At 49.9% G+C, this 23696-nt stretch carries 19 protein-coding genes; 17 read left to right on the top strand and 2 right to left on the bottom strand.

What is annotated here, in order from left to right; all coding sequences use genetic code 11:
* Positions 1 to 11 precede the first annotated feature (11 nt).
* The gene (locus V1224_10030; protein WWR14836.1) at positions 12 to 1085 is read left to right on the top strand and encodes an SGNH/GDSL hydrolase family protein; all 1074 of its coding nucleotides are present in this window, start codon (positions 12 to 14) and stop codon (positions 1083 to 1085) included.
* A 226-nt stretch (positions 1086 to 1311) separates the two neighbouring features.
* Here V1224_10030 and V1224_10025 read toward each other — a convergent pair whose 3' ends face one another.
* Positions 1312 to 5544, bottom strand: coding sequence for an acyl-CoA dehydratase activase-related protein (locus V1224_10025; GenBank protein WWR14835.1), 4233 nt, complete (start codon positions 5542 to 5544; stop codon positions 1312 to 1314).
* A gap of 210 nt (positions 5545 to 5754) precedes the next feature.
* Between V1224_10025 and V1224_10020 the strand changes: the two genes are divergently transcribed.
* The 3 genes from V1224_10020 to V1224_10010 are packed head-to-tail and all read left to right on the top strand — an operon-like array spanning position 5755 to position 7788.
* Positions 5755 to 6630 carry a hypothetical protein gene (locus V1224_10020; protein ID WWR14834.1) on the top strand — a complete coding sequence of 292 codons (876 nt, stop codon included), beginning with the start codon at positions 5755 to 5757 and terminating at the stop codon, positions 6628 to 6630.
* A gap of 11 nt (positions 6631 to 6641) precedes the next feature.
* Positions 6642 to 7403 carry a sigma-70 domain-containing protein gene (locus V1224_10015; protein ID WWR14833.1) on the top strand — a complete coding sequence of 254 codons (762 nt, stop codon included), beginning with the start codon at positions 6642 to 6644 and terminating at the stop codon, positions 7401 to 7403.
* A complete protein-coding gene (locus tag V1224_10010; protein ID WWR14832.1) occupies positions 7372 to 7788 on the top strand; it encodes a hypothetical protein in 417 nt (138 codons plus the stop codon). The genes V1224_10015 and V1224_10010 overlap by 32 nt, the downstream gene beginning before the upstream one ends.
* A 36-nt stretch (positions 7789 to 7824) precedes the next feature.
* Here the strand turns inward: V1224_10010 and V1224_10005 are convergent, their stop codons facing one another.
* Positions 7825 to 8721, bottom strand: a complete 897-nt coding sequence (locus V1224_10005; GenBank protein ID WWR14831.1) for a DMT family transporter — start codon at positions 8719 to 8721, stop codon at positions 7825 to 7827.
* Between the two features lie 190 nt (positions 8722 to 8911).
* Here V1224_10005 and V1224_10000 point away from each other — a divergent pair, with 190 nt between their 5' ends.
* From V1224_10000 to V1224_09940, 13 genes are all read left to right on the top strand, one after another.
* The gene (locus V1224_10000) at positions 8912 to 11851 is read left to right on the top strand and encodes an insulinase family protein (protein WWR14830.1); all 2940 of its coding nucleotides are present in this window, start codon (positions 8912 to 8914) and stop codon (positions 11849 to 11851) included.
* 95 nt (positions 11852 to 11946) lie between these two features.
* Positions 11947 to 13152 carry a DUF4349 domain-containing protein gene (locus V1224_09995; protein ID WWR14829.1) on the top strand — a complete coding sequence of 402 codons (1206 nt, stop codon included), beginning with the start codon at positions 11947 to 11949 and terminating at the stop codon, positions 13150 to 13152.
* Positions 13145 to 14050, top strand: a complete 906-nt coding sequence (gene era / locus V1224_09990) for a GTPase Era (GenBank protein WWR14828.1) — start codon at positions 13145 to 13147, stop codon at positions 14048 to 14050. The genes V1224_09995 and era overlap by 8 nt, the downstream gene beginning before the upstream one ends.
* A 113-nt stretch (positions 14051 to 14163) precedes the next feature.
* Entirely contained in the window at positions 14164 to 14337 is a 174-nt protein-coding gene (locus tag V1224_09985; protein WWR14827.1) for a hypothetical protein, read from the top strand.
* Positions 14282 to 14947 carry a DNA repair protein RecO gene (gene recO, locus V1224_09980; GenBank protein ID WWR14826.1) on the top strand — a complete coding sequence of 222 codons (666 nt, stop codon included), beginning with the start codon at positions 14282 to 14284 and terminating at the stop codon, positions 14945 to 14947. Before V1224_09985 ends, recO begins: the two co-directional genes overlap by 56 nt.
* Positions 14948 to 14981: 34 nt before the next feature.
* The gene (locus tag V1224_09975; GenBank protein WWR14825.1) at positions 14982 to 15614 is read left to right on the top strand and encodes a hypothetical protein; all 633 of its coding nucleotides are present in this window, start codon (positions 14982 to 14984) and stop codon (positions 15612 to 15614) included.
* 31 nt (positions 15615 to 15645) lie between these two features.
* Entirely contained in the window at positions 15646 to 17034 is a 1389-nt protein-coding gene (locus tag V1224_09970) for a glycine--tRNA ligase (GenBank protein WWR17457.1), read from the top strand.
* A 67-nt stretch (positions 17035 to 17101) separates the two neighbouring features.
* Complete coding sequence (gene alaS / locus V1224_09965) at positions 17102 to 19705, top strand: alanine--tRNA ligase (GenBank protein ID WWR17456.1); 2604 nt, start codon at positions 17102 to 17104, stop codon at positions 19703 to 19705.
* A gap of 178 nt (positions 19706 to 19883) precedes the next feature.
* Entirely contained in the window at positions 19884 to 20060 is a 177-nt protein-coding gene (gene rpsU / locus V1224_09960; protein WWR14824.1) for a 30S ribosomal protein S21, read from the top strand.
* Between the two features lie 78 nt (positions 20061 to 20138).
* Positions 20139 to 20732: a putative ABC transporter permease gene (locus V1224_09955; GenBank protein ID WWR14823.1), complete on the top strand. Its 594-nt coding sequence runs from the start codon at positions 20139 to 20141 to the stop codon at positions 20730 to 20732.
* A 90-nt stretch (positions 20733 to 20822) separates the two neighbouring features.
* On the top strand, positions 20823 to 22034 hold the full coding sequence (locus tag V1224_09950; protein ID WWR14822.1) for a D-alanyl-D-alanine carboxypeptidase family protein: 1212 nt from the start codon (positions 20823 to 20825) through the stop codon (positions 22032 to 22034).
* A 42-nt stretch (positions 22035 to 22076) separates the two neighbouring features.
* Positions 22077 to 22973, top strand: a complete 897-nt coding sequence (locus tag V1224_09945) for a metallophosphoesterase (protein WWR14821.1) — start codon at positions 22077 to 22079, stop codon at positions 22971 to 22973.
* On the top strand, positions 22942 to 23691 hold the full coding sequence (locus V1224_09940) for a segregation/condensation protein A (protein WWR14820.1): 750 nt from the start codon (positions 22942 to 22944) through the stop codon (positions 23689 to 23691). Before V1224_09945 ends, V1224_09940 begins: the two co-directional genes overlap by 32 nt.
* Positions 23692 to 23696 lie beyond the last annotated feature (5 nt).

Here is a 23696-nt window from a genome sequence, read left to right as displayed (position 1 = left end):
GGGGAGACATTATGAAAAATCCGAGAGAACAAAGAAATAAGGAAAGGAAATTATATGGCCTGCCGGTCTTTGTATTATGGTTCACTTTTTTCTGTGCATTTTCCGTAAGTGCAGAGGAAGTGGGAGTCGGCGGTTACGCTTTGTCCTCCGCTCCGGTATCCGTGTATGGGCATGTGATGGCCGTAGAAGGAAATGAAGTGATCACTTACATGATTGAGGCGGAGGAACAGATGTGTCCGCTGACGTCGCTGCAAGTTACGTTTACGCAAAATGAAGTCCACAGTGTGTGGGGCGCCCGTGCGAACGGAGAGCAGGTCATGCTGGGGACATTTGGGTCCGGGACGCACAGCATTTCTCTGCCTGACGATATAAGGGAAGTGGGGATGTATATTTATGAGAGTGAAGTGGAGTCTCTGAACGCAGGCATTCCCGGTGCGCAGGCAAATCTGTCTGCCTATACGGGACAATATCTGTCGATTCTCGGTGACAGTCTTTCGTCTGTGGAACTGGCGGGCAGTCTGCAGAGCGACGGGGAAGGGCTGAATGTGGCGACTAAGTGGTGGTATCTTGCTGCGAAAGAGCTGGGCATGAATATACTGGCGAACAGAGCGGTCGGCAGTACCGGGGTTGGCGTGGATGTGCCCGAGGGCGCGGGAAACAGCGGTTTGAATCAATGTACGAATCTCCATACCAGGGACCATGAGCCGGACTGTATTTTCGTTCTGCTTGGTTTGAATGATCTGTTCGTGGGAAAGGACATCGGGGTAGTGGCAAATGAGTACCGATTGATGTTGGAAAAGACCGGAGACAGATACCCGGAGGCTGAGATCATCCTTTTTACCTATCCGTATATCGGCGACGGGACGGAAGATGACAGAAACCGATTGCTGGAGCTGTATGTGCTGCAGATGAATGATGTGATCCGCGCGGTGGGCGGGGAATTGGGCCTGCATGTCATTGATCTTTATCCGTGTGGCATTACAGGGGAAAATATAAAGGATTATGTCAGAAAGCCGGGCGATATTCATCCGAACCGCGCCGGGCAGGCGCTGATGGGCAGGGCGGCTGTCAATGGCCTTCGGTAGAGCGTCGGTTTTTATGAAGTGAGAACGAGATTTCAGGCTGCCAGATAGAAAATTTCAGGCTGCCGCCAGATAAAAAACCAAATGCGCCGTGCACAGAGAAAACGAGAAAGTGTGCACGGCGCATTTTTGACTACGATTATATTTTTTATGACAGAAATCATTCCCTGTGCTGCTTCACGGCTCGTTTGCGTTTGAGCACGGGAGTCGCTCAAGACGCGGTTCTGTATTATTGCAGGTTTTTCTGGGCAGTGGAAAGCATCAGCTTAATGCGGTTGAGCTGGTTGACCTCGCTGGCGCCCGGATCATAATCGATAGCCACGATATTTGAGGCAGGGTAGCGACGACGGAGCTCTTTGATCACACCTTTCCCTACCACGTGGTTGGGGAGACAGCCGAAAGGCTGGGCGCAGACGATGTTGCCGACGCCGCTGTGGATCAGCTCCATCATCTCCGCAGTCAGGAACCACCCTTCCCCGGTCTGATTGCCGATGGAAACGATCGGTTCGGCATAGCGGACGAGATCATAAATATTGGCAGGCGGAGTGAAATGCCTGCTTTTTTTAAACGCATTTGCCGCAGGTCTTCGCAGAAACGTGAGAACACGGATGCCAAGGTTTGCCAGCAGTGCGTTCTTTTTGCTTGTGCCCAGATGCTCCGCTTTGTAAATCTGGTTGTAGAAACAGTAGAGCATGAAATCAAGCAGATCGGGTACGACGGCTTCCGCGTCCTCTGCTTCCAGCAGATCGACAAGATAGTTGTTAGCCGCAGGCATGAATTTGACAAGGATTTCACCGACGATGCCCACACGGGGTTTCTTCGCATCTGTTATCGGGAGAGCATCAAAGTCACGGACGATGTCTGCGCACAGGCGGCCAAAGCGCAAGTAGCCGGGATGGCTGCCGGAGACAAAACGCTTGCAGTTCTCGGCCCATTTGCGGTGCAGCGCATTCGCGGAGCCGGGCTCCTTCTCATAAGGACGCATCCGATAGAGACAGCGCATGAGAACATCTCCGAGCAGGACGGCATAAGCCGCTCTTGTGAGCAGCCCTGCATTCAGACGAAAGCCAGGGTTGTTTTCAATACCGGACAGATTCAGGGAGATAACCGGTATCTGTTCCATGCCGGCCTTCTCCAGTGCGCGGCGGATAAAACCGATGTAGTTGGTAGCGCGGCAGCCGCCGCCGGTCTGACTGATTATGACGGCTACTTTGTTTAAATCATATCTGCCTGAGTGCAGCGCCTCCATGATCTGTCCCACGACCATCAGAGACGGGTAGCAGGCGTCGTTGTTTACATATTTCAGGCCCATATCGACTGCCTGTTTGTTGGCATTGGGCAGTACTTCCAGATGATAGCCGCATTTGCGGATGGCAGCTTCCAATAGTTCAAAATGGATCGGAGACATCTGGGGACAGAGAATCGTATATTCTCTGCGCATCTCCTCCGTAAAGGCAATTTTATGAATCGCGGAGGAGCGGATGTTACGCTGCGTTCCCTTTTGCTCTCTGACGCGAAGCGCGGACAGCAGAGAACGCACTCTGATTCTGGCGGCGCCGAGGTTGTTGACTTCGTCGATCTTCAGACAGGTATAGATTTTGTCGGAAGCGGACAAAATATCATTGACCTGATCGGTCGTCACAGCATCCAGGCCACAGCCGAAGGAGTTGAGCTGGATCAGATCCAGTTGATCAGTTGTACGTACATAGGCGGCAGCCGCATAGAGCCGGGAGTGATACATCCACTGGTCAGAGACAATGAGCGGGCGTTCCGGTTTGCCGAGATGACAGATCGAATCTTCCGTGAGAACAGCCACGTCATAGCCGGTAATCAGTTCGGGGATGCCATGATTGATTTCCGGGTCAATGTGGTAGGGCCGGCCGGCGAGAACTATGCCGTGTTTGCCGGTCTCTTTCAGATAGTTTAAGGTTTCTTCCCCTTTTTGACGCATATCGTTGCGGGCGTGTTCCAGTTCCTGCCAGCCATGTTCTACGGCAGCCCGGATTTCTCCGGCTGGTATCTCTTCAAATTCTTTTGTCAGCGCTTCTGTAACTGTGTGCACATTTTGAAAAGAGAGAAACGGATTGCGGAAGACGACATCTCCCCGGCCGATCTCGCTGATATTGTTTTTAATATTTTCCGAATAGGAAGTGACAATCGGACAGTTGTAATGGTTGTTGGCGTCTTCGAATTCCGCTCTCTCATAAAAGAGGGCGGGATAGAAGATAAAAGGCACGCCCTGTTTTAACAGCCATGTCACATGTCCGTGCGCCAGTTTGGCGGGGTAACATTCGGATTCACTTGGTATGGACTCAATGCCGAGCTCGTAGATCTTTCGGGTGGATACCGGAGAGAGTACGACCTGATAGCCGAGATCCGTGAAAAAGGTGAACCAGAACGGATAGTTTTCATACATGTTCAGTACACGCGGAATACCGACTTTGCCCCGGGGCGCATTGTCTGCCGTGAGCGGTTCGTAATCAAACATTCGCTTTAATTTATAATCGAACAGATTGGGGACATGCTGTTCATTTTTCTTTTTGCCAAGTCCCCGTTCGCAGCGGTTGCCGGAGATATACTGTCTGCCGCCGGTGAACTTGTTGATTGTCAGCCGACAACTGTTTGTGCAGCCTTTACATTTGGCCATGCTTGTCTCGAACCGAAGCGCTGTGATCTTTTCCACAGAGAGCATTGTCGTCCGGTAATCCGGCTGGGACTGAAATCGTTCTCTGGCAATGAGCGCTGCGCCGAATGCCCCCATAATCCCGGCGATGTCCGGACGGATGGCCTGACAGCCGGCGATCTTTTCAAAACTGCGCAGTACAGCGTCGTTATAGAACGTACCTCCCTGGACGACGATGTGCCTGCCGAGGTCGGAAGCATCGGAGACTTTAATCACTTTAAATAAGGCGTTTTTGATAACAGAGTAGGCAAGGCCTGCAGAAATATCGGATACTTCCGCCCCTTCTTTCTGGGCCTGTTTTACTTTGGAATTCATAAATACGGTACAGCGTGTGCCAAGATCGATCGGGTGCTCCGCGAACAGGGCTGCGGAAGAAAAATCCTGAACACTGTAGTTCAGCGATTTTGCAAATGTTTCGATAAAGGAGCCGCAGCCGGAGGAGCAGGCTTCGTTGAGCTGGACGCTGTCGACCGTCTGGTTTTTGATCTTGATACACTTCATATCCTGACCGCCGATGTCGAGGATACAGTCTACCTGCGGATTGAAAAAGGCGGCCGCATAGTAATGAGCGACCGTTTCCACCTCGCCGTCGTCAAGCAGGAAAGCGGCTTTCATCAGCGCTTCCCCGTAGCCGGTTGAACAGGAACGGGCGATCCGTACTCCCGCGGGCAGCTTGGCATAGATGTCTTTCAGAGCGCCAATGGCGGTTTTCAGAGGACTGCCATTGTTATTGGAATAAAAAGAATACAGCAGCGAACCATCTTCTCCCACAAGGGCAATTTTGGTCGTTGTACTCCCTGCGTCGATGCCCAGATAACAGTTGCCATGATAGCTGTCAAGGTCAGCCGTCCGCACGCGGTGGGCGGCATGGCGGGAACAGAACGCGTCATATTCCTCCCGGGAGGAGAAGAGCGGATCCATTCGTTCCACTTCGAATTCCATTTTGATGTCGCCGGACAGTTTGCCGACCATTTCTTCCATGGTGACAGATACTTCTTCTTTATAATTGAGTGCAGACCCCATGGCGGCGAACAGATGGGAATTGTCTGTATCGATCACGTGTTCTTCATCGAGCTTCAGCGTACGGATAAAAGCGGCTTTCAATTCGGACAGAAAGTGCAGAGGGCCGCCGAGAAAAGCCACATGTCCGCGGATGGGTTTGCCGCAGGCGAGTCCGCTGATTGTCTGGTTGACAACCGCCTGAAAGATAGAAGCCGATAAGTCCTCTTTCGTGGCGCCATCATTGATCAGCGGCTGAATGTCAGATTTGGCGAATACGCCGCAGCGCGCCGCGATAGTGTATAAGGACTGGTAATTTTTGGCATACTCATTTAAACCGGAGGCATCTGTCTGTAACAGAGATGCCATCTGGTCGATAAAAGACCCGGTACCGCCGGCGCAGATCCCGTTCATGCGCTGTTCGACGTTACCGCCTTCGAAATAGATGATCTTTGCATCCTCGCCGCCCAGTTCGATGGCTACATCGGTCTTGGGGGCAAACGTCTCCAGAGAGGAAGCGACAGCGATCACTTCCTGCACGAAAGGAACCTGCAGATGATTGGCAAGTGTCAGTCCGCCGGAACCGGTGATAACCGGATGGAGGATGATATTTCCCAGTCTGCCATGCGCTTCCTGCAGCAGGTCGGAGAGCGTTTCCTTTATATTAGCAAAATGTCGTTTATAATTGGAAAAAAGGATGGTATTTTGTTTGTCCAGAATGGCTATTTTTACTGTGGTGGAACCGATGTCGATTCCCAGATAATAACGAGAGTTATCCATAAAAATCATCACTCTTTCTTCTTATTTACTATATGTTCTGGCAGGCATAAAAACCCTGACTATTATACGACAGCTTTTGACAAATTGCAATCAGGCAAATTCTTAAAAAATTATGAGGTTAATATTTAGAGAAAGTTCCGTTTACTTTTATTTCAGGGAATGTTAGAATATATTCATATACGCTGTAGAACATGATGGGAGAAATTGGAAATGAAATTATTGGACCGGTTAGAAAAAAAATTTGGCAAATATGCTATTCAGAATATATCATTGATGTTGATTATCTGCTATGGGTTCGGATATGCCATTCAGATTGTCAATCCGGGATTTCTGAACTATCTGACGCTCAATTCTTATCTGATCCTGCGCGGACAGGTATGGCGGCTTGTCACCTGGATTATCATACCGCCGGCAGGTTTTGATATTTTCTTTACCCTGATTTCCCTTTATTTTTATTACTGGCTGGGTACGACACTGGAGCGGACATGGGGGACATTTCGCTATAATTTGTTTTTGCTGGGTGGTATTTTCTTTACGATTTTGGGCAGTTTTGTGCTTCTGGCATTTTGTTACATCCAGTATGCGCCGGAGATCGCGGTTCTGGGTTCCACGGCCTTTTTTCATGAAATTCGGAATTCGTTCAGCCTGTTCAGCACCTATTATGTGAATCTGTCGATTTTTCTCGCTTTTGCGCTTACCTTTCCGGAAGTACAGGTGCGGCTGTTTTTTGTGATTCCGATCAAAGTGAAATGGCTGGGACTTTTTGATGTGGCGCTCACTTTATATGGCTTTTTCCTCGGTGGTCCTGCGATCAGGATTGTGATCGGCGCTTCACTGCTCAATGTGGTAATCTTTTTCCTGGCGACAAGAAGTGTCATGCGGATGAGTCCGAAACAGATTCGCAGGCGTCAGGTGTTCCGGCAGGAGATGAGGAGGAGCACAGGCACGACAAGGCATAAATGTGCGATTTGCGGGCGCACGGAGGCGGATGGCAATCTGGAATTCCGGTTCTGTTCCAAATGTGAGGGCAATTATGAATACTGTCAGGACCATTTGTTTACGCATGAGCATGTGAGGCGGCATTGACGGGAGGCAGTATGGACAGAAAAGTTGTTTTTGGGCAGACACTGGAAGCGGTGAGAAAGAAGGCCAGGGAGCAGGGCAATGTGATCTCGCAGGAGGATGTGAGAGAGGCGTTTTCCTCGCTTGCACTGGAGGAAGCGCAGCTTGTTCTCATCTATGATTATCTGAAAAAACACGGGATCGGTGTGGGAGAACCATCCGATCCGGATGATTATCTGGATAACAAAGATAAAAAATATCTGGCGTTCTATTTACAGGAGCTTGCCCTGTCAGACACAGTCAGCGAGGGAGAAAGAGAGGCTGTGACACTGTCTGCGATGGCAGGGGAGACGAAGGCAAAAAAGAAGCTGATCACTCTCTATCTTCCTTCGGTCGTGGATATTGCCAAACTGTATACGGGCCAGGGCGTCTTTCTGGAAGACTTGATCGGCGAGGGGAATGTGGCTCTTGCCTGCGCTGTGGAGATGCTCGGCGCACTTGAACAGGCATCGGAGGTGCAGGGAATGCTAGCGAGGGCAGTGATGGATGCCATGGAGGCTCATATTGCGGAGAATATGCAGTCAGGAAATATCGGGAAACAAGCTGCGGAGCGGGTCAATAAGGTGAGGGATGCGGCGAAGGAGCTATCCGATGCACTTCTGAGAAAGGTGACGGTCGGGGAACTGGCGGCGGAATCAGGGTTTTCGGCTGAAGAGATTCAGGAGGCGCTGCGACTGTCGGCCAGAAAGATCGAAGAGATAGAAGATGAACGTGGAAACGGAAAACAGAGATTTTAAATATGTGCTACAGGACCCGTCAAGGATCTATATCGGTGCCCGTTATTCGTATCAGGAGATGATGGAGGCGGAGGACGTGCCCTTTAAGTGGAAGGCGATTCTCAGCCATTATATCCTCAAGGAGGTCGCGGGAGACACAACGCCGGAAAATCATATTTTTTATATGAAAGATACGGATCTTTCTTATATGGTGTACCGGCAGATGAAGATCAAATTCAAGCTGCATGTCCCGGTGCTGTCGAGAAAGAGCGTCTGGCAGTATCAGAGCTCATACCATACGATTGAGGAGATTGTCGGGGGAGAGAAATGGCAGGCCGATAAAGACCGGATTGTCGTGGAAGAGATGGTGATCGGCAAACTGCAGATGATGCTGATGAGCCTGTAGGGCGGACTCATCCGGAAGGATGTGGGGGGGCAGGCACTAATGCCTGCCAAATAGCGTGATCAGAAACAGGGTGGAGAGGATGCAGGCAAAGCCGAGCAAATCGATCGGGGTGAAAGATACATGCAGCCACAGAAAGGAAAACAGGGTGGCGGCGACCGGCTCCACACAGGCGTAGAGACTGGCTTTTTCCGGTCCGATCAGTTTAACACCCTGCATATAGAAGGAAAAGGATGCGATCGTACCCAATAAGATGATCACGGCGAAACAAACTATGGTGCCTGCGTCGATGTTGGGATGATACTGCCATGGTCTGCGGACGATACAGAGCAGCAGGCCGCCGATCAGCATGGCCCAACCAAGCAGAAACGGAGTGGGAAAGCTCTTCATCAGTCCCCGCGGAATCAGATTGTAGAGGACGACGGTGAAAGCGGAGAACAATCCCCAGGATAAGGCTTGCCCGGAGACAACGAGCTGGCCCGGCTGTCCGTGGGTCGCCAACAGGAAGATGCCTGACAGGGCGAGAAGGATGGCTATGATGTCGATCAGACCGGGGAGCCGCTTTTCGATGATGCACATAGTGACCATGATCAGTACGGGCGAGAGGTATTGCAGTACGGTTGCCGTTCCCGCATTGGAAAATTCTATGGATTTGAAATAAGAATACTGACAGAGCATCAAGCCGAAAATGCCGTAGCACACAAGAGTGACGGCGCTTTTTTTGTTGGTCCATATCTGTCTGCTATAAGACGGATGCGCGAAAAGATAAAAGACTGTCAGCAAAGTGCCGGCGATGACGAGACGGATCGGTACGAGCCAGTCAGAGCAGGCGTTTTTTTCTACGAACAGGAATTGCCCGCAGGTGCCGGAAAGCCCCCACAGGCATCCGCCTGCCAGGGCCAGAAAAATACCGTTTCTTTTGTGCTTTTCTTTCATGTCAGATTCCTCACTTTGTCTTTGTGTATCTGCCAAATTGACAGGTTTTGCAGATCTTTAAAACCTGGTCTGGGAGACCATAAATCAGAATAGCACGAAAACGGTATGAAAACAAGGTGAATTGTCTTTATAAAACATAGGCAAAGTGTTATACTATATTAAGTTTAAATTAACAGGTATGGAGGCATTTATGGATTTAAGATCGTGCAGTGCATATGAAGTGACAGAGCAGCGGATGATTCCGGAATTGAACAGTGAGGGGTGTCTGCTGAGACATAAAAAGACAGGCGCGAGAGTGGCGCTCCTGTCCAATGACGATGAGAATAAAGTTTTTTATATCGGGTTCCGTACCCCTCCGGCGGACAGTACGGGCGTGGCTCATATTTTGGAACATTCCGTTCTCTGCGGTTCTAGGCAGTTTCCGGTCAAAGACCCGTTTATCGAGCTGGCTCAGGGTTCTCTGAATACCTTTTTAAATGCGATGACGTACCCGGACAAGACAGTCTATCCGGTTGCGAGCTGTAACGACAAAGATTTTCAAAATCTGATGAACGTATATCTGGACGCGGTATTTTATCCGAATATCTATAACGAAGAAAAGATCTTCCGGCAGGAAGGATGGCATTATCAACTTGAAAATGAGGCGGATGAGCTGAAGATCAACGGTGTCGTTTACAATGAAATGAAGGGTGCCTTTTCTTCTCCGGATGATGTGCTGGACCGGGAGGTGTTCAATTCTCTGTTTCCGGATACGCCTTACGGAGTAGAGTCCGGCGGGGATCCGGCCTGCATTCCGGATCTGACGTATGAGAACTTTCTGGATTTTCATGGCAGATATTATCATCCGGCGAACAGTTATATTTATCTGTATGGCAATATGGATATGGCGGAGAGACTGAACTGGCTGGATGAGCAGTATCTGTCTCATTTTGATGCGCTGACGATCGATTCCGAGATCAGACTGCAGCCACATTTCACAGAGCCGGTGGAAGTGAAAAAGGAATATCCGGTGACGGACAGTGAGCCGCTCCGGGGGAACGCATATCTGTCCTATAATACGGTTGTCGGCGATGTCCTGGACCGGGAGCTGTATGTGGCGTTTCAGATTCTCGATTATGTGCTCTGTTCGGCTCCGGGGGCTCCTGTCAAACAGGCGCTGACTGATGCGGGCATCGGCAAGGATATTTACAGTGTATATGAAAACGGCATTCGCCAGCCTTATTTCAGTATTGTTTCTAAAAACGCGGACATCTCTCAGAAAGATGCGTTTCTGGAGACGATCAGAAAGACGTTGGAGGGATTATGCCGTGACGGTATCGATAAGAAGGCGCTGAAAGCGGCGGTCAATTATTATGAATTTAAGTATAAGGAGGCCGATTTCGGATCTTACCCTAAGGGATTGATGTATGGACTGCAGGCGCTTGACAGTTGGCTCTATGATGAGGAGAGACCGTTTCTCCATGTGGAGGCCGACGCTGTCTTTCTCAGTATGAAAGAAAAGGCAGAGAGCGATTATTTTGAAACACTGATCCGTGATTACCTGCTCGCCAATACACACAGATCGGTTGTGCTTGTGGAGCCGGTGCGCAATCTGGCTGCGAAGGAAGAAAGGAAGCAGAGGGAGCGCTTGGCTGCCCTCAAAGACTCCATGAGCGCGGAGGCGCTGGCAGCGCTTGTCAGAGAGACGAAAGCGCTGGAGGCATACCAGGAGACACCGGATACGAAAGAAGCTGTGGAGACGATCCCGCTCCTTCGCCGGGAAGATATGACAAGGAAAGCGGAAGGCTTTTGCAATCGGGAAGAAAAATGTGACGATACTGTCATTTTACATCATGATCTGTTTACGAACGGCATTGGCTATGTGAAGCTCTTGTTTGATGTCGGCAATGTGCCGCGGGAGCTGTTTCCGTATATTGGCATCTATAAGGCTGTTCTCGGCCTGATGAGCACGGAGCGCTACAGTTATGGTGATCTTTTTAACGAGATCAATCTCTGTACGGGCGGCATAGGGACGACGGTTACGACTTATACCAATTCCAAAAATCTCGATGAATACCAGATCAAATTCGAGATTCGGGCAAAGGTATTGTACGAGAATCTGGATAAAGCCTTTGCACTGATGCAGGAGATGATACTGCATACCGTTTTGGATGATGAGAAACGGCTCCATGAGATTATCAGTGAGGCCCGCTCACGGGTGCAGGCGGGCTTTATGAACGCCGGACATACGCTGGCTGCGCTGCGGGCAATGTCGTATTTTTCCAGGGCGGCGGCTATCTCGGAGCAGTTCAGCGGACTGCCGCTGTATCGCCTGCTGGAAGATATTGATGATCATTTTGAGATGCGCGCGCGCGACGTGGTCGATAAGCTCAAAACATTGACCGGAATGATCTTCCGTCCGGAAAACCTGCTTGTGGATTATACGGCAGAAGAGCGCGGAAATAAAGGATTGACCGAATTGGTCAAAAAATTAAAGATGGCACTCCCGCAGGGACCGGTGGAAAAAGAGTGCTATGTGCCGCAGGTGGAGAAGAAAAACGAAGGATTTCTATCATCCGCACAGATCCAGTACGTGTGCCGGGCAGGTAATTTTATCAAAAAGGGATTTCCGTATACGGGCGCGCTGCGGATGTTGAAAGTGATTATGGGATATGAATATCTCTGGAATCAGGTACGTGTAAAAGGTGGCGCCTATGGCTGTATGTGCAGCTTTGGCAGATCGGGAGACAGTTATTTTGTCTCATACCGTGATCCCAATCTGGAGCGGACGATCGAGGCATATGAGAGCGCCTGTGAGTATATCAGAAATTTTGATGCCGATGAACGGACGATGACGAAGTTTATGATCGGTGCGGTCAGTGAGCTTGACATGCCGCTGACGCCATCAGCCAGGGGGGCCCGTTCGCTGACGGCCTACCTGACAAATACTACCTATGAGGAGACACAGAAGGAGCGGGATGAACTGCTTGATGCGCGGGCAGACGACATTCGCAGGCTGGCAGATTATGTGGAAGCATTTTTATCAGACGATTGTCTTTGCGTCGTCGGCAATGAAGGGAAGATCAGAGAGCAGAGCGAACTGTTCCTGCATCTGGAGCATTTGTCAAAAGGGGAAACAGAAGGAGCGTGATTGCTCATTTTCATAGCGGTCACATGATGTTTACTTGCTTTTGCAGAAGAAAATTCGCGAATACCTGTCAAGAACAGGCAGAAACGGAGGGGAATATGAGACAGAGGAGAATTCATTTGTGGTCGGCGGCAGTCCTAGTCATGGCGGCAACCTGCCTGACTGCCTGCGGCAGCAGAAATATGGTATATTATGAGGAGACAGCCGAGGCGGGTATGGCGACGGACGACGGAGCAGTCTATACCAAGAGCGCGGCGGCGGACACCTATGAAGCCTGGCCGGAGGAGGCAGCGGCGGCAGAGGAAGCCGGGGAAGTCATGGAATATCCGGAGGCGAACGATGCAGCCGGGAGCGAGGGAGCAGCCGGGGGCGGGGAAACTCTGCCGGAGCAGACCGCCGTGGAGAAAAAGCTGATCCGCAATGTGAATCTGGAAGTGGAGACGACAGAGTTTGACAATCTGCTCGGCAATCTCACTTCCGAGGTGGCGGCGCTTGGTGGTTATGTGGAGAATTACAGCAGCAGCAACTATTCGGCGGAAGATGCGAGAACTGCGAGCATTGTTGCCAGAATACCGAGCGAGGCGCTCGACGGCTTTCTGGACAAGGTAGCGCAGGAGTCGAATGTCGTATACCGGAATGAGTCGGTCGATGACGTGACTTTGCAATATGTGGATCTCGATACCCGCAAGAAAGCGATGATCGTGGAGCGGGACCGTCTGCTGGAGCTGCTTGAGCGGGCGGAGACAGTAGCGGACATCATTGAGATCGAAAGCCGCCTGTCTGAGATCAATTATGAGATCGAGAGTCTGGAGGCCAGACTGCGCACGATCGACAATCAGGTGACATACAGCACCGTTTACATAAGTATTTATGAAGTGAAGATTTATACTCCGGCAGCCGAGAAAAGCGTCTGGGATAAGATCGCGGACGGATTTGGCAATAATGTATACCGTGTGCTGGACGATCTGGAGAATCTGGTCATCGGGTTTATCATCAGTCTGCCTTATCTCATCGTGTGGATTGTCTTTATCCTTATTCTGCTTTTTGCAGTGGTGCTGTTTTGCAGGATTCTCGGGAAGAGAAAGACAAGATGGGCGGCGGGCCGGCAGGCGCGCAGGCAGAAAGCGGTGGCTGCACGTGGGCAGGATGATTACGAGATCATTCCGACCGGCAATGAGTCTGACGGGGCCGCGGCGGGAGTGAAACCGGCATCGGCGCCGACAGGGGACAAAGAGCCGGAGCAGGAAGGAAAAGCAGGACCGGGAACGGGAGCTGGGAAAGAAAAGGACGGACAGAATGGATAAAACGGAAAAGCAGTATAAAGCGGGATTTGCGGCGTTGATCGGTCGGCCTAACGTAGGGAAATCCACGTTGATGAACCAGATCATCGGGCAAAAGATCGCCATCACATCCAAGAAGCCGCAGACGACAAGGAACCGGATACAGACGGTCTATACTTCGGAGGAAGGGCAGATTGTATTTCTGGACACGCCGGGAATCCACAAGGCCAAAAATAAACTCGGCAATTACATGGTCCATGTGGCGGAGCATACGATCGCGGATGTGGATGTCGTGCTCTGGCTTGTGGAGCCGACGACTTTTATCGGTGCAGGAGAACGGCATATAATCGAAATCCTTAAAAAGTGCAGTACGCCGGTGATTCTGGTCATCAATAAGACGGACACGGTAAAGAGAGAAGAGGTGCTGCTCTTTATCGATACTTACCGCAAAGAGATGGAGTTTGAGGAGATCGTTCCGGTTTCCGCGCTCAGGGGCGATAATACGGATGTTCTCGTCTCCTGTATTATGAAATATCTGCCATATGGGCCTGCGTTCTATGATGAGGACACGGTGACGGACCAGCCGGAACGCCAGATTGTGGCGGAACTGATCCGGGAGAAGGCGCTGCGCTGTCTCGAGGATGAGATACCGCACGGCGTTGCGGTCTCTGTCGAGCGGATGAAGCGCAGGAAGGAGATCATGGATATTGAGGCGACGATCATCTGCGAGAGAGACTCCCACAAGGGGATTATCATTGGCAAGAATGGCAGCATGTTAAAGAAGATCGGTTCTCAGGCCCGCCTTGACATCGAAGACCTCTTACAGAGTAAGGTCAATCTACAGTTGTGGGTGAAGGTGAAAAAAGACTGGCGGGACAGTGATTTTCTCTTGAAAAATTTCGGTTATCGGCAGGAAGAGTGAATGACAGGATCATAACGGCTAAGAAAAATTTGGAAGGAATTGACGGCATCCCCTGCGCATAGAAAACGGAAATGTGCAGACTCTAATCCTATACTGAAGACAGGGGGCGCAAGATGAGAGCAGAAGAAGAATGGGAACGGTTTACCTGTTCCGGCAAAGTCACAGATTATCTGGAATTTAAGGATAAGGAAACAGCGCAGAAGGCCGGCGGCAGGGCAGGAGAGCAGTATTATGCAGGAGTTTATTGTCGTGACAGGGATGGTAATCAAGACGATGCCTGTCGGTGAGTACGACAGAAAGATTACGATACTGACAAAGGAAAGAGGAAAGATTTCTGCATTTGCAAAGGGAGCGAGGCGGCAGACGAGCCGCTTCTCGGCAGCAGCGAATCCTTTCTCTTTTGGTACGTTCAAGTTGTTTCCGGGAAAGACTTCCTATAATGTAATGGAAGCTGACATCAGCAATTATTTTGAAGGCCTGCGGGCAGATTTTGAGGGTGCCTATTATGGCATTTATTTTTTGGAGATTTCGGATTATTATGCAAGAGAGAATAATGACGAAAGAGAAATGTTAAAACTCTTGTATCAATCGATGCGGGCGTTGCAGAACGAACATCTTTTGAACTTGCTGATCCGGTACATATTTGAGATCAGGGCGATGGCTGTCAATGGAGAATTTTCCGATACATTGGAAACGGAGGCGATAGATGTGTCTACTCGCTACGCCGTTTCCCATATTGTGCAGTCGCCGATCGAAAAACTCTATACGTTTACCGTGACTCCCGAAGTTCTTGCAGAACTGGGCAAAATCGCGGGTAAGGCACGGAAACGGGTGATGGACAGGAATTTTAAGAGTCTGGAAGTATTGGATAAATTGTATGTTGAAAATCTGCAGTAACTCCGCTATAATGAAAAAGTTAAGGAGGAAAGTCATGAACAGAAAAATCGTGTTATTATCGTGCGTACTTTTCCTGTTCGCCTGCGGCCTTGCAGGATGTGGGAAAAGCGAAGGCAAAGGACAGGAAGCGGCTGCAGTGGACAGCTATACGGCGGAGATCGGAAAAGACGGCATTGTCACAAGCAATATAGAAGAAGCATTTGCCTCCGAATATTATGACGAAGAGTCTTTGAAAGAATTTATACTGATGGAAGCAGGCCGGTATAACAGCAGAGTGGGGGAGGACCGGATTACAGTCAAGAAACTGGAAGTGAAAAAGGACACGGCCAGGCTGACGATGCAGTTCCAGAGCGCGGAAGATTTTGCAGCATTCAACGGCTATACAATGTTCAGCGGCACGGTGGCGGAGGCCTATGAAGCAGGATTTGATCTGCAGGTAACGCTGGATGATGTGGATACCGAAGGTGATGTTATCACAAGAGATCAGCTCCTGGAGATGGGAAGCCGGGGAATCGTGATCATCGGACTGCAGGCGGGAGAACGTCTGACAGTGAAAACGAGTGGTAAGATACTGTATCAGAGCGGTGCGGAGTCGGTGGAAAAAGCAACAGCGGTAATATCCGGGGACGGGGCGTCGCCGGTCTATCTTGTATATAAACAAAAATAATCTGATTTATGAGAGGAAATGGATCATGAGTGTGGAAAAGACAATGGAGAAGATCGTGGCACTGGCAAAGGCGAGAGGATTTGTGTATCCGGGGTCTGATATTTATGGCGGGCTTGCCAATACCTGGGACTACGGCAACCTTGGTGTGGAACTGAAAAATAATGTGAAAAAGGCGTGGTGGCAGAAGTTCATCATGGAAAATCCTTATAATGTAGGTGTCGACTGTGCGATCCTGATGAATCCGCAGACATGGGTGGCTTCCGGACATCTGGGCGGATTTTCCGATCCGCTGATGGACTGCAAGGAGTGCCATGAGCGTTTCCGGGCGGACAAGATCATAGAGGATTATTGTCAGGAGAAAGGGATTACACTGGAGGAAAGCATCGATGGCTGGAGTCAGGAGAAGATGAAAGCCTTTATCGAAGAGCAGAATATCGCCTGCCCGACATGCGGCAAACATAACTTTACAGACATTCGTCAGTTTAATCTGATGTTCAAGACATTCCAGGGTGTTACAGAGGATGCCAAGAATACGGTATATCTGCGTCCGGAGACCGCGCAGGGCATTTTTGTCAACTTCAAGAATGTACAGAGAACTTCCCGCAAGAAGATTCCGTTCGGGATCGGACAGATTGGAAAATCATTCCGCAACGAGATCACGCCGGGTAACTTTACATTCCGCACAAGAGAATTTGAACAGATGGAGCTGGAATTTTTCTGTGAGCCGGATACGGATCTGGAATGGTTCCGCTACTGGAAAGAATTTTGTATTCGCTGGCTGAAAGACCTTGGCATGAAAGATGAGGAGATGCGGGTGCGTGACCATGATGCGGCAGAACTCTCCTTCTATTCCAAGGCTACGAGCGACATCGAATTTTTGTTCCCGTTTGGCTGGGGCGAGCTTTGGGGGATCGCGGACAGAACGGACTATGATCTCACACAGCACCAGAATACGTCCGGTCAGGATATGACCTATTTTGACGATCAGAAAAACCAGAAATATATTCCTTATGTCATCGAGCCGTCGCTTGGCGCTGACAGGGTAGTGCTTGCTTTCCTTTGCGCCGCTTATGACGAGGAAGAGATTGGGGAAGGTGATGTGCGGACGGTGCTCCATTTCCATCCCGCATTGGCGCCGGTGAAGATCGGTGTGCTGCCGCTGTCGAAAAAGCTGAACGAGGGGGCGGAGAAGGTGTTCACGCAGCTCTCGAAAAAATATAACTGTGAATTTGACGACAGGGGAAATATCGGGAAGAGATACCGCCGTCAGGACGAGATCGGTACGCCGTTTTGCGTTACATACGATTTTGATTCTGAAACTGACAACTGTGTCACAGTTCGTTTCCGCGATTCCATGGAGCAGGAGCGTGTAGCGATCGCAGAACTGGATGCTTATTTTGCCGATAAGTTTACATTCTGATTATAGAAATGATCGCATATTAGGAGGAAATGACGTGAAAGCATACGGTGTAAATGAACTGCGTAAAATGTTTTTGGAATTTTTCGAGAGCAAAGGGCATCTGGCGATGAAGAGTTTTTCACTCGTACCACACAATGACAATAGCCTGCTGCTCATCAATTCCGGTATGGCTCCTTTGAAGCCTTATTTTACCGGTCAGGAGATCCCGCCGCGCAGGAGAGTGACGACCTGCCAGAAGTGTATCCGTACCGGCGATATTGAGAATATCGGTAAGACAGCCAGACACGGCACCTTTTTCGAGATGCTCGGCAACTTTTCTTTCGGGGACTATTTCAAGCGGGAAGCGATCGGCTGGACATGGGAGTTTCTCACGGAAGTGGTAGGACTGGATCCGGACAGATTATATCCGTCCATTTATGAAAACGACGAAGAGGCTTTTGAGATATGGAAAAATGAGATCGGGATTGCGCCGGAGCGCATTTTCCGGTTTGGCAAGGCAGATAATTTCTGGGAACACGGTTCCGGCCCCTGTGGTCCCTGTTCGGAAGTGTACTATGACCGCGGAGAAAAGTACGGCTGCGGAAAACCGGACTGCACGGTAGGCTGTGAGTGTGACCGTTATATTGAGATTTGGAACAACGTGTTTACCCAGTTTGACAATGACGGCAAAGGCAATTATACGGAGCTTGAGCAGAAAAATATCGATACCGGTATGGGACTGGAACGTCTGGCAACCGTTGTTCAGGATGTGGATTCCATATTCGATGTAGATACAATCCGGGCGCTGAGCAGTCGTGTCTGTGAACTGGCCGGCAAAGAATATAAAAAGAAATACGAGTGGGACGTGTCGATTCGTATCGTGACCGATCATATCCGCTCCGCGACCTTTATGATTTCCGACGGCATCATGCCTTCCAATGAGGGCAGAGGATATGTGCTGCGCCGGATCATCCGCCGCGCTGCACGACATGGCAGACTGCTCGGTATCGGCGGTGTGTTCCTCGCAAATCTGAGTAATACGGTGATCGAGGGCAGCAAGGACGGCTATCCGGAGCTGGAAGAAAAGAAAGAATTTATTTTCAATGTATTGACACAGGAAGAAAACAAATTTAACAAGACGATCGATCAGGGACTTACTATCCTCTCGGAAATGGAGAGTCTGATGGAAAAGTCGGGGAAGAAGGAGCTTTCGGGAGCGGATGCCTTTAAACTCTATGATACGTATGGCTTCCCTCTTGATCTGACGAAGGAAATACTGGAAGAAAAAGGGTTCTGCGTGGATGAAGACGGCTTTACGGCTGCGATGAAGGAGCAGAAGGAAAAGGCGAGAGCGGCCCGCAAAGTGACAAATTATATGGGTGCCGATGTGACAGTCTATGAGTCGATTGACCCTGCGGTCACCTCTGCTTTCGTAGGATATGACAGTCTGGAGCATTCGTCGGAGATTTCTGTGATCACGACGGAGACGGAGATCGTGGAGGCGGTCACAGAGGGAGAAAATGGCACGGTGATCGTAGATGAGACACCGTTTTATGCGACGATGGGCGGACAGAACGGAGATACTGGTGTTATATGCGGTCCGGAAGGCGAGTTCCGGGTGAAGGATACCGTGAAGCTGCTCGGTGGAAAGATCGGTCATATCGGTACGGTCACAAAAGGTATGCTGCGCAAGGGGGATCAGGTCACGCTGTCCGTTGATGCGGGGAATCGTGTGGATACGTGCAAAAACCACAGTGCCACCCATCTGTTGCAGAAAGCGCTGCGTATTGTGCTGGGGACGCATGTGGAGCAGGCAGGTTCCTATGTGGACGGCGAGCGACTGCGGTTTGACTTCAGCCATTTCTCGGCGATGACAGAGGAAGAGCTGGCCAGAGCAGAAGCGATCGTCAACGAAGAGATCGCGGCCTCTCTGCCTGTCCTGACGAAGGAAATGACGATTGAAGAGGCGAAGAAGACAGGTGCGATGGCTCTGTTCGGTGAAAAATATGGAGAGACGGTGCGCGTGGTCACGATGGGAGATTTCTCTGTGGAACTGTGCGGCGGTACGCATGTGGCGAACACGGGAACGATCACTGCCTTTAAAATTATCTCCGAGAGCGGCGTGGCTGCCGGTGTCAGAAGAATCGAGGCGCTGACCGGCAAGGGGCTTCTTCATTATTATGACGGACTGGAAGCGACGGTGAAAGAGGCGGCCAGACTGGCGAAGACGACACCTGCTGACCTGACGGATAAAATCCGGCATCTGCTTGCGGAAGTGAAGAGCTTACAGAGTGAAAATGAGGCGCTTAAGAGCAAGGCGGCAAAGGATGCCCTTGGTGATGTCATGGATCAGGTGTGTGAGATCAAGGGAGTGAAACTGCTTGCCTCCAAGGTGAAAGATGTCGACATGAATGGGCTGAGAGAGCTGGGAGATCAGCTCAAGGACAAGCTGGGCGAGGGCGTGGTCGTACTTCTCTCTGAGCAGAGCGGCAAGGTGAACATTGTTGTCATGGCTACGGAAGCGGCGCAGAAAGCGGGTGCTCATGCAGGAAATCTGATCAAGGGCATTGCAGGACTGGTCGGCGGCGGTGGTGGCGGCAGGCCTAATATGGCGCAGGCAGGCGGCAAAAATCCGGCAGGCATCGACAATGCCGTTGCGGAGGCGGCCAAAGTGTTGGAAAGCCAGCTTTAAATCTTTGTATTTTCCTGTAAATATGAAAAATATGGAAGATTTGCAAAAAGAAATAGGAAAAATGGTTGACGTCTGTACGAAATGTGCTATAATAATATATGTGCATGAGAGTGCATAAAAAAATTACCCGGTCAGTCGTGTTGATTCGAAGGGACTGAAGGGAGGTCAGGTGTGGTTTATGTCGAACGTCATCGTAAAAGAAAACGAGACTTTAGATAGCGCTTTACGTCGTTTCAAAAGAAGCTGTGCAAAAGCCGGTATCCAGCAGGAGATCCGTAAAAGAGAGCATTATGAGAAACCAAGCGTAAAACGTAAAAAGAAATCTGAAGCGGCAAGAAAGCGCAAATATAATTAATGAATCTGAAAAGTCCTTGGTGAATACCGGGGACTTTTTGTCACTCGGGAAATATGTCCATGGAAAGGGGAGGAGAATATGTGGAGGAAGGAGATGTTTGGGACAGACATTTACCACATTATAGCATCCTTTATCATATACAGTATATTGGGATGGCTTGTGGAATCAATCTATATGTCTGTCTGTAACAAAAAAATTACGAACCGGGGGTTTGCCAAAGGGCCGTTTTGTCCGATTTATGGATTTGGCGGTGTCATCGGCTATTTGATTTTACATCCTCTGGAGGGAAAATACATACAACTTTATCTGGCCGGAGCGGTGATTGCCACTTTGTTTGAGTTTCTCGTCGGGAAACTGATGCTGGCGGCATTTGGAGAGCTCTGGTGGGATTACAATGAAAAACCGTTTAATTACAAAGGAATCGTATGCCTGGAGAGTACGATTGCCTGGGGGTTTTATGCGGTGATCATTATTATGTTTCTCAACAGAAAGATCATGGGGTTTATCGACAGGTATTCGTATGAGTCAGGAATCAAAGTGTGTACGATTCTTGTGATAGTGGCTTCGTTTGACCTTTTATTCCATCTGGCACAGGCGCTGGGATGGAATGTCGGGAAATATTATGAGAAGATAAAAGAAAAGTACGAAATGTTTCGTGCTCGCTGGTATTAAATTGTGTGCGGACTGCCCGCGGAAATTTGTGTATAATGTTTCGGGAAAATTCATATATATGTGACAGAACTCACGAGCAGGAGTGATGTTGTGAAACGAAACAAATACAGGATTTTGGCTTTGGCAGTCTGTTTTTCAGTCATGCTGAGCAGTCTGACATTTCGTTGTCCGGATACATATGCTGCCGGAGCTGCGGAGGATACAGAAGAGACGGAATCCGCAAGTGTGGATATTGCGGCGCCCTCAGCGATCCTGATGGAGGCGTCTACCGGGCAGGCGATCTTTGAACGGGATGCACAGGAGCGCAGAAGTCCGGCCAGCATTACAAAGATCATGACTTTGTTGCTGATCTTTGACAGTCTGGAGGCGGGCAGGATTCGTCTGGAAGACGAGGTTATCACGAGCGCCCATGCCAAGTCGATGGGCGGGTCTCAGGTATTCCTGGAAGAAGGAGAGGTACAGACGGTCGATACATTGATCAAATGTATCACGGTGGCCAGCGGCAATGACGCTTCTGTGGCGATGGCGGAACATATCGCCGGATCGGAAGAAGAATTCGTGGCGATGATGAACAAAAAGGCGGAAGAACTCGGCATGGTGGACACTCATTTTGAGGACTGCTGCGGCCTGACCAACTCGGATAACCATTACACGACGGCAAGAGATGTGGCACTCATGTCGAGGGCGCTGATCACGGAGCATCCGGAAATTTATCAATATACGAAAATATGGATGGAGGATATTACTCATACAACCAAACAGGGGAGCAGTCAGTTCACGTTGTCAAGCACGAATAAACTGTTGAAACAATATCCTTACACGACCGGACTGAAGACCGGTTCCACAGACAAGGCCAAATATTGTCTGTCAGCCACGGCCAATAAAGACGGCATTGATCTGATCGCGGTCGTAATGGCGGCGCCGGATTACAAAATCCGTTTTCAGGACGCGATCAAACTGCTGAACTATGGATTTGCGGTCAGCAGTGTCTATACGGACGAGAACAAAGAGCAGCTTTCTGCCGTGAAGGTATCCGGCGGTGTGACGGAAACGGCTGGAACGGCCTACAAAGAGGCGTTCCGCTATCTTGACGTCAAAGGCAGTGACATGAGCCAGATCCAGAAAGAGATCCGGCTGCCGGAGGAAGTACAGGCGCCTGTGAGAGCAGGAGACATAGCGGGTAAGGCAGTCTATACGCTGGGAGGAAAAGAAATCGGTACGGTGGATATTCTTTTTACCGATACGGTGGAGAAAGCGACATACCGTGATTATGTGAAAAAGGTATTTCAACTTTTCTTTTGATGGTACTTTTATAATTCAGGAATCCATGATATACTAACAGGCATGTGGTATTTATTATCGATATTGTTTATCGTCATTTTCTGGGGTGTCGCTGTAATTGTCCGCGACATGAACCGCTTTGTGATCGTTCCCTATGAGATACGGTCGCGTAAAATAAAACATAAGTATACGTTTGTCATGCTCTCGGACCTGCACAATAAATCGTATGGCAGGGACAATGAGAAGCTGGTCCGGGCGATCATGGATTGCCAGCCGGACAGTGTCATGACGGCGGGAGATATGTATACATCCAAAGAGGGAACTGGGTTTGACAATGCGCTGGCATTGCTGGAGGCGTTGTCAAAGCGGTTTCCTGTTTATGTTGCAAACGGTAATCATGAACACAAGACAAGCGAGAGTCGTAAGGCATTCGGGGATCTGTATGACCGCTATATGGAGCGGCTGCACGCATGTGGAATCCGCACGCTTGTCAATGAACATGTGTCTTTGCCCGATTACAATATTGATCTGTGCGGCTGCCAGATCGAGCGCAAATATTTTCAGCATTTCAGGAAAAGAGAGATGCCGGAAGGCTATATGGAAAACCTGACGGGCAAGGCAAGCAGAGACAGGTTCCAGATACTACTGGCGCACAATCCCCTTTATTTTGAAGAATATGCCGGGTGGGGCGCTGATCTGGTCCTTTCCGGTCATGTGCACGGCGGTATTGTCAGGCTGCCGTTTCTGGGCGGCGCCGTCTCTCCGGCGTTTACTCTGTTTCCGAAGTATGACGGCGGTCGGTTTGAGAGAGCCGGCAGTACGATGCTGCTCGGCAGGGGACTGGGGACTCATACGTTGCCCGTGCGGATGTGGAATCCGGGGGAAATCGTGCTGGTGACGTTGCTGCCGGAGGAAAGAAGGGAAAAGCATGGCGCTGTTAGTAAAGCTGCAGGCGTTTGAAGGTCCGCTGGATCTTCTTCTGCATCTGATTGATAAAAACAAAGTAGATATTTATGATATTCCGATCGTGGAAATCACAGAGCAGTATCTGGACTATATCCGGCAGATGGAGCAGGCAGATATGAATGTGATGAGTGAGTTTCTCGTGATGGCGGCTACTCTGCTCGATATCAAGTGCAAAATGCTGCTTCCGAAAGAGGTCAATGAAGAGGGAGAGGAAGAAGACCCGAGAGCGGAGCTGGTGGAAAAGCTGTTGGAGTATAAGATGTATAAATATATGTCTTATGAGCTGAAAGACCGGCAGATCGATGCGGGACGCAGTCTGTTTAAGAAGAGAACGCTGCCAAAAGAGATTGCAGAATATCAGCCGCCGGTCGACTATGAACAGCTTCTCAGCAGTCTGACACTCACCCGTCTGCACACGGTCTTTCGGGATATGATCAGGCGACAGGAGGACCGTATCGATCCAATCAGGAGTAAGTACGGCAAGATCGAAAAAGATGAGATCAATATGGATGAAAAGTCCGCGTATATTGAGACCTGTATCAGAGAGCGCAGGAAGCTGAGCTTTCGCAGTCTGCTGCAGAAGCGGGGCAGTAAGATGGAGATGATTGTCACTTTCCTCGTGATTCTGGAGCTGATTAAGACAGGAAAGATACGAATCGAACAGGAAGATATTTTTGACGATATTCTGATTGAATATGTGGAAGCGGCTTAATGCTT

It is taken from the genome of Lachnospiraceae bacterium JLR.KK008, assembly GCA_037015955.1.
GTDB lineage: Bacteria > Bacillota > Clostridia > Lachnospirales > Lachnospiraceae > VSOB01.
Note: the sequence above shows the minus strand (reverse complement) of the source record. Positions and strands in the feature narration are given on the sequence as shown.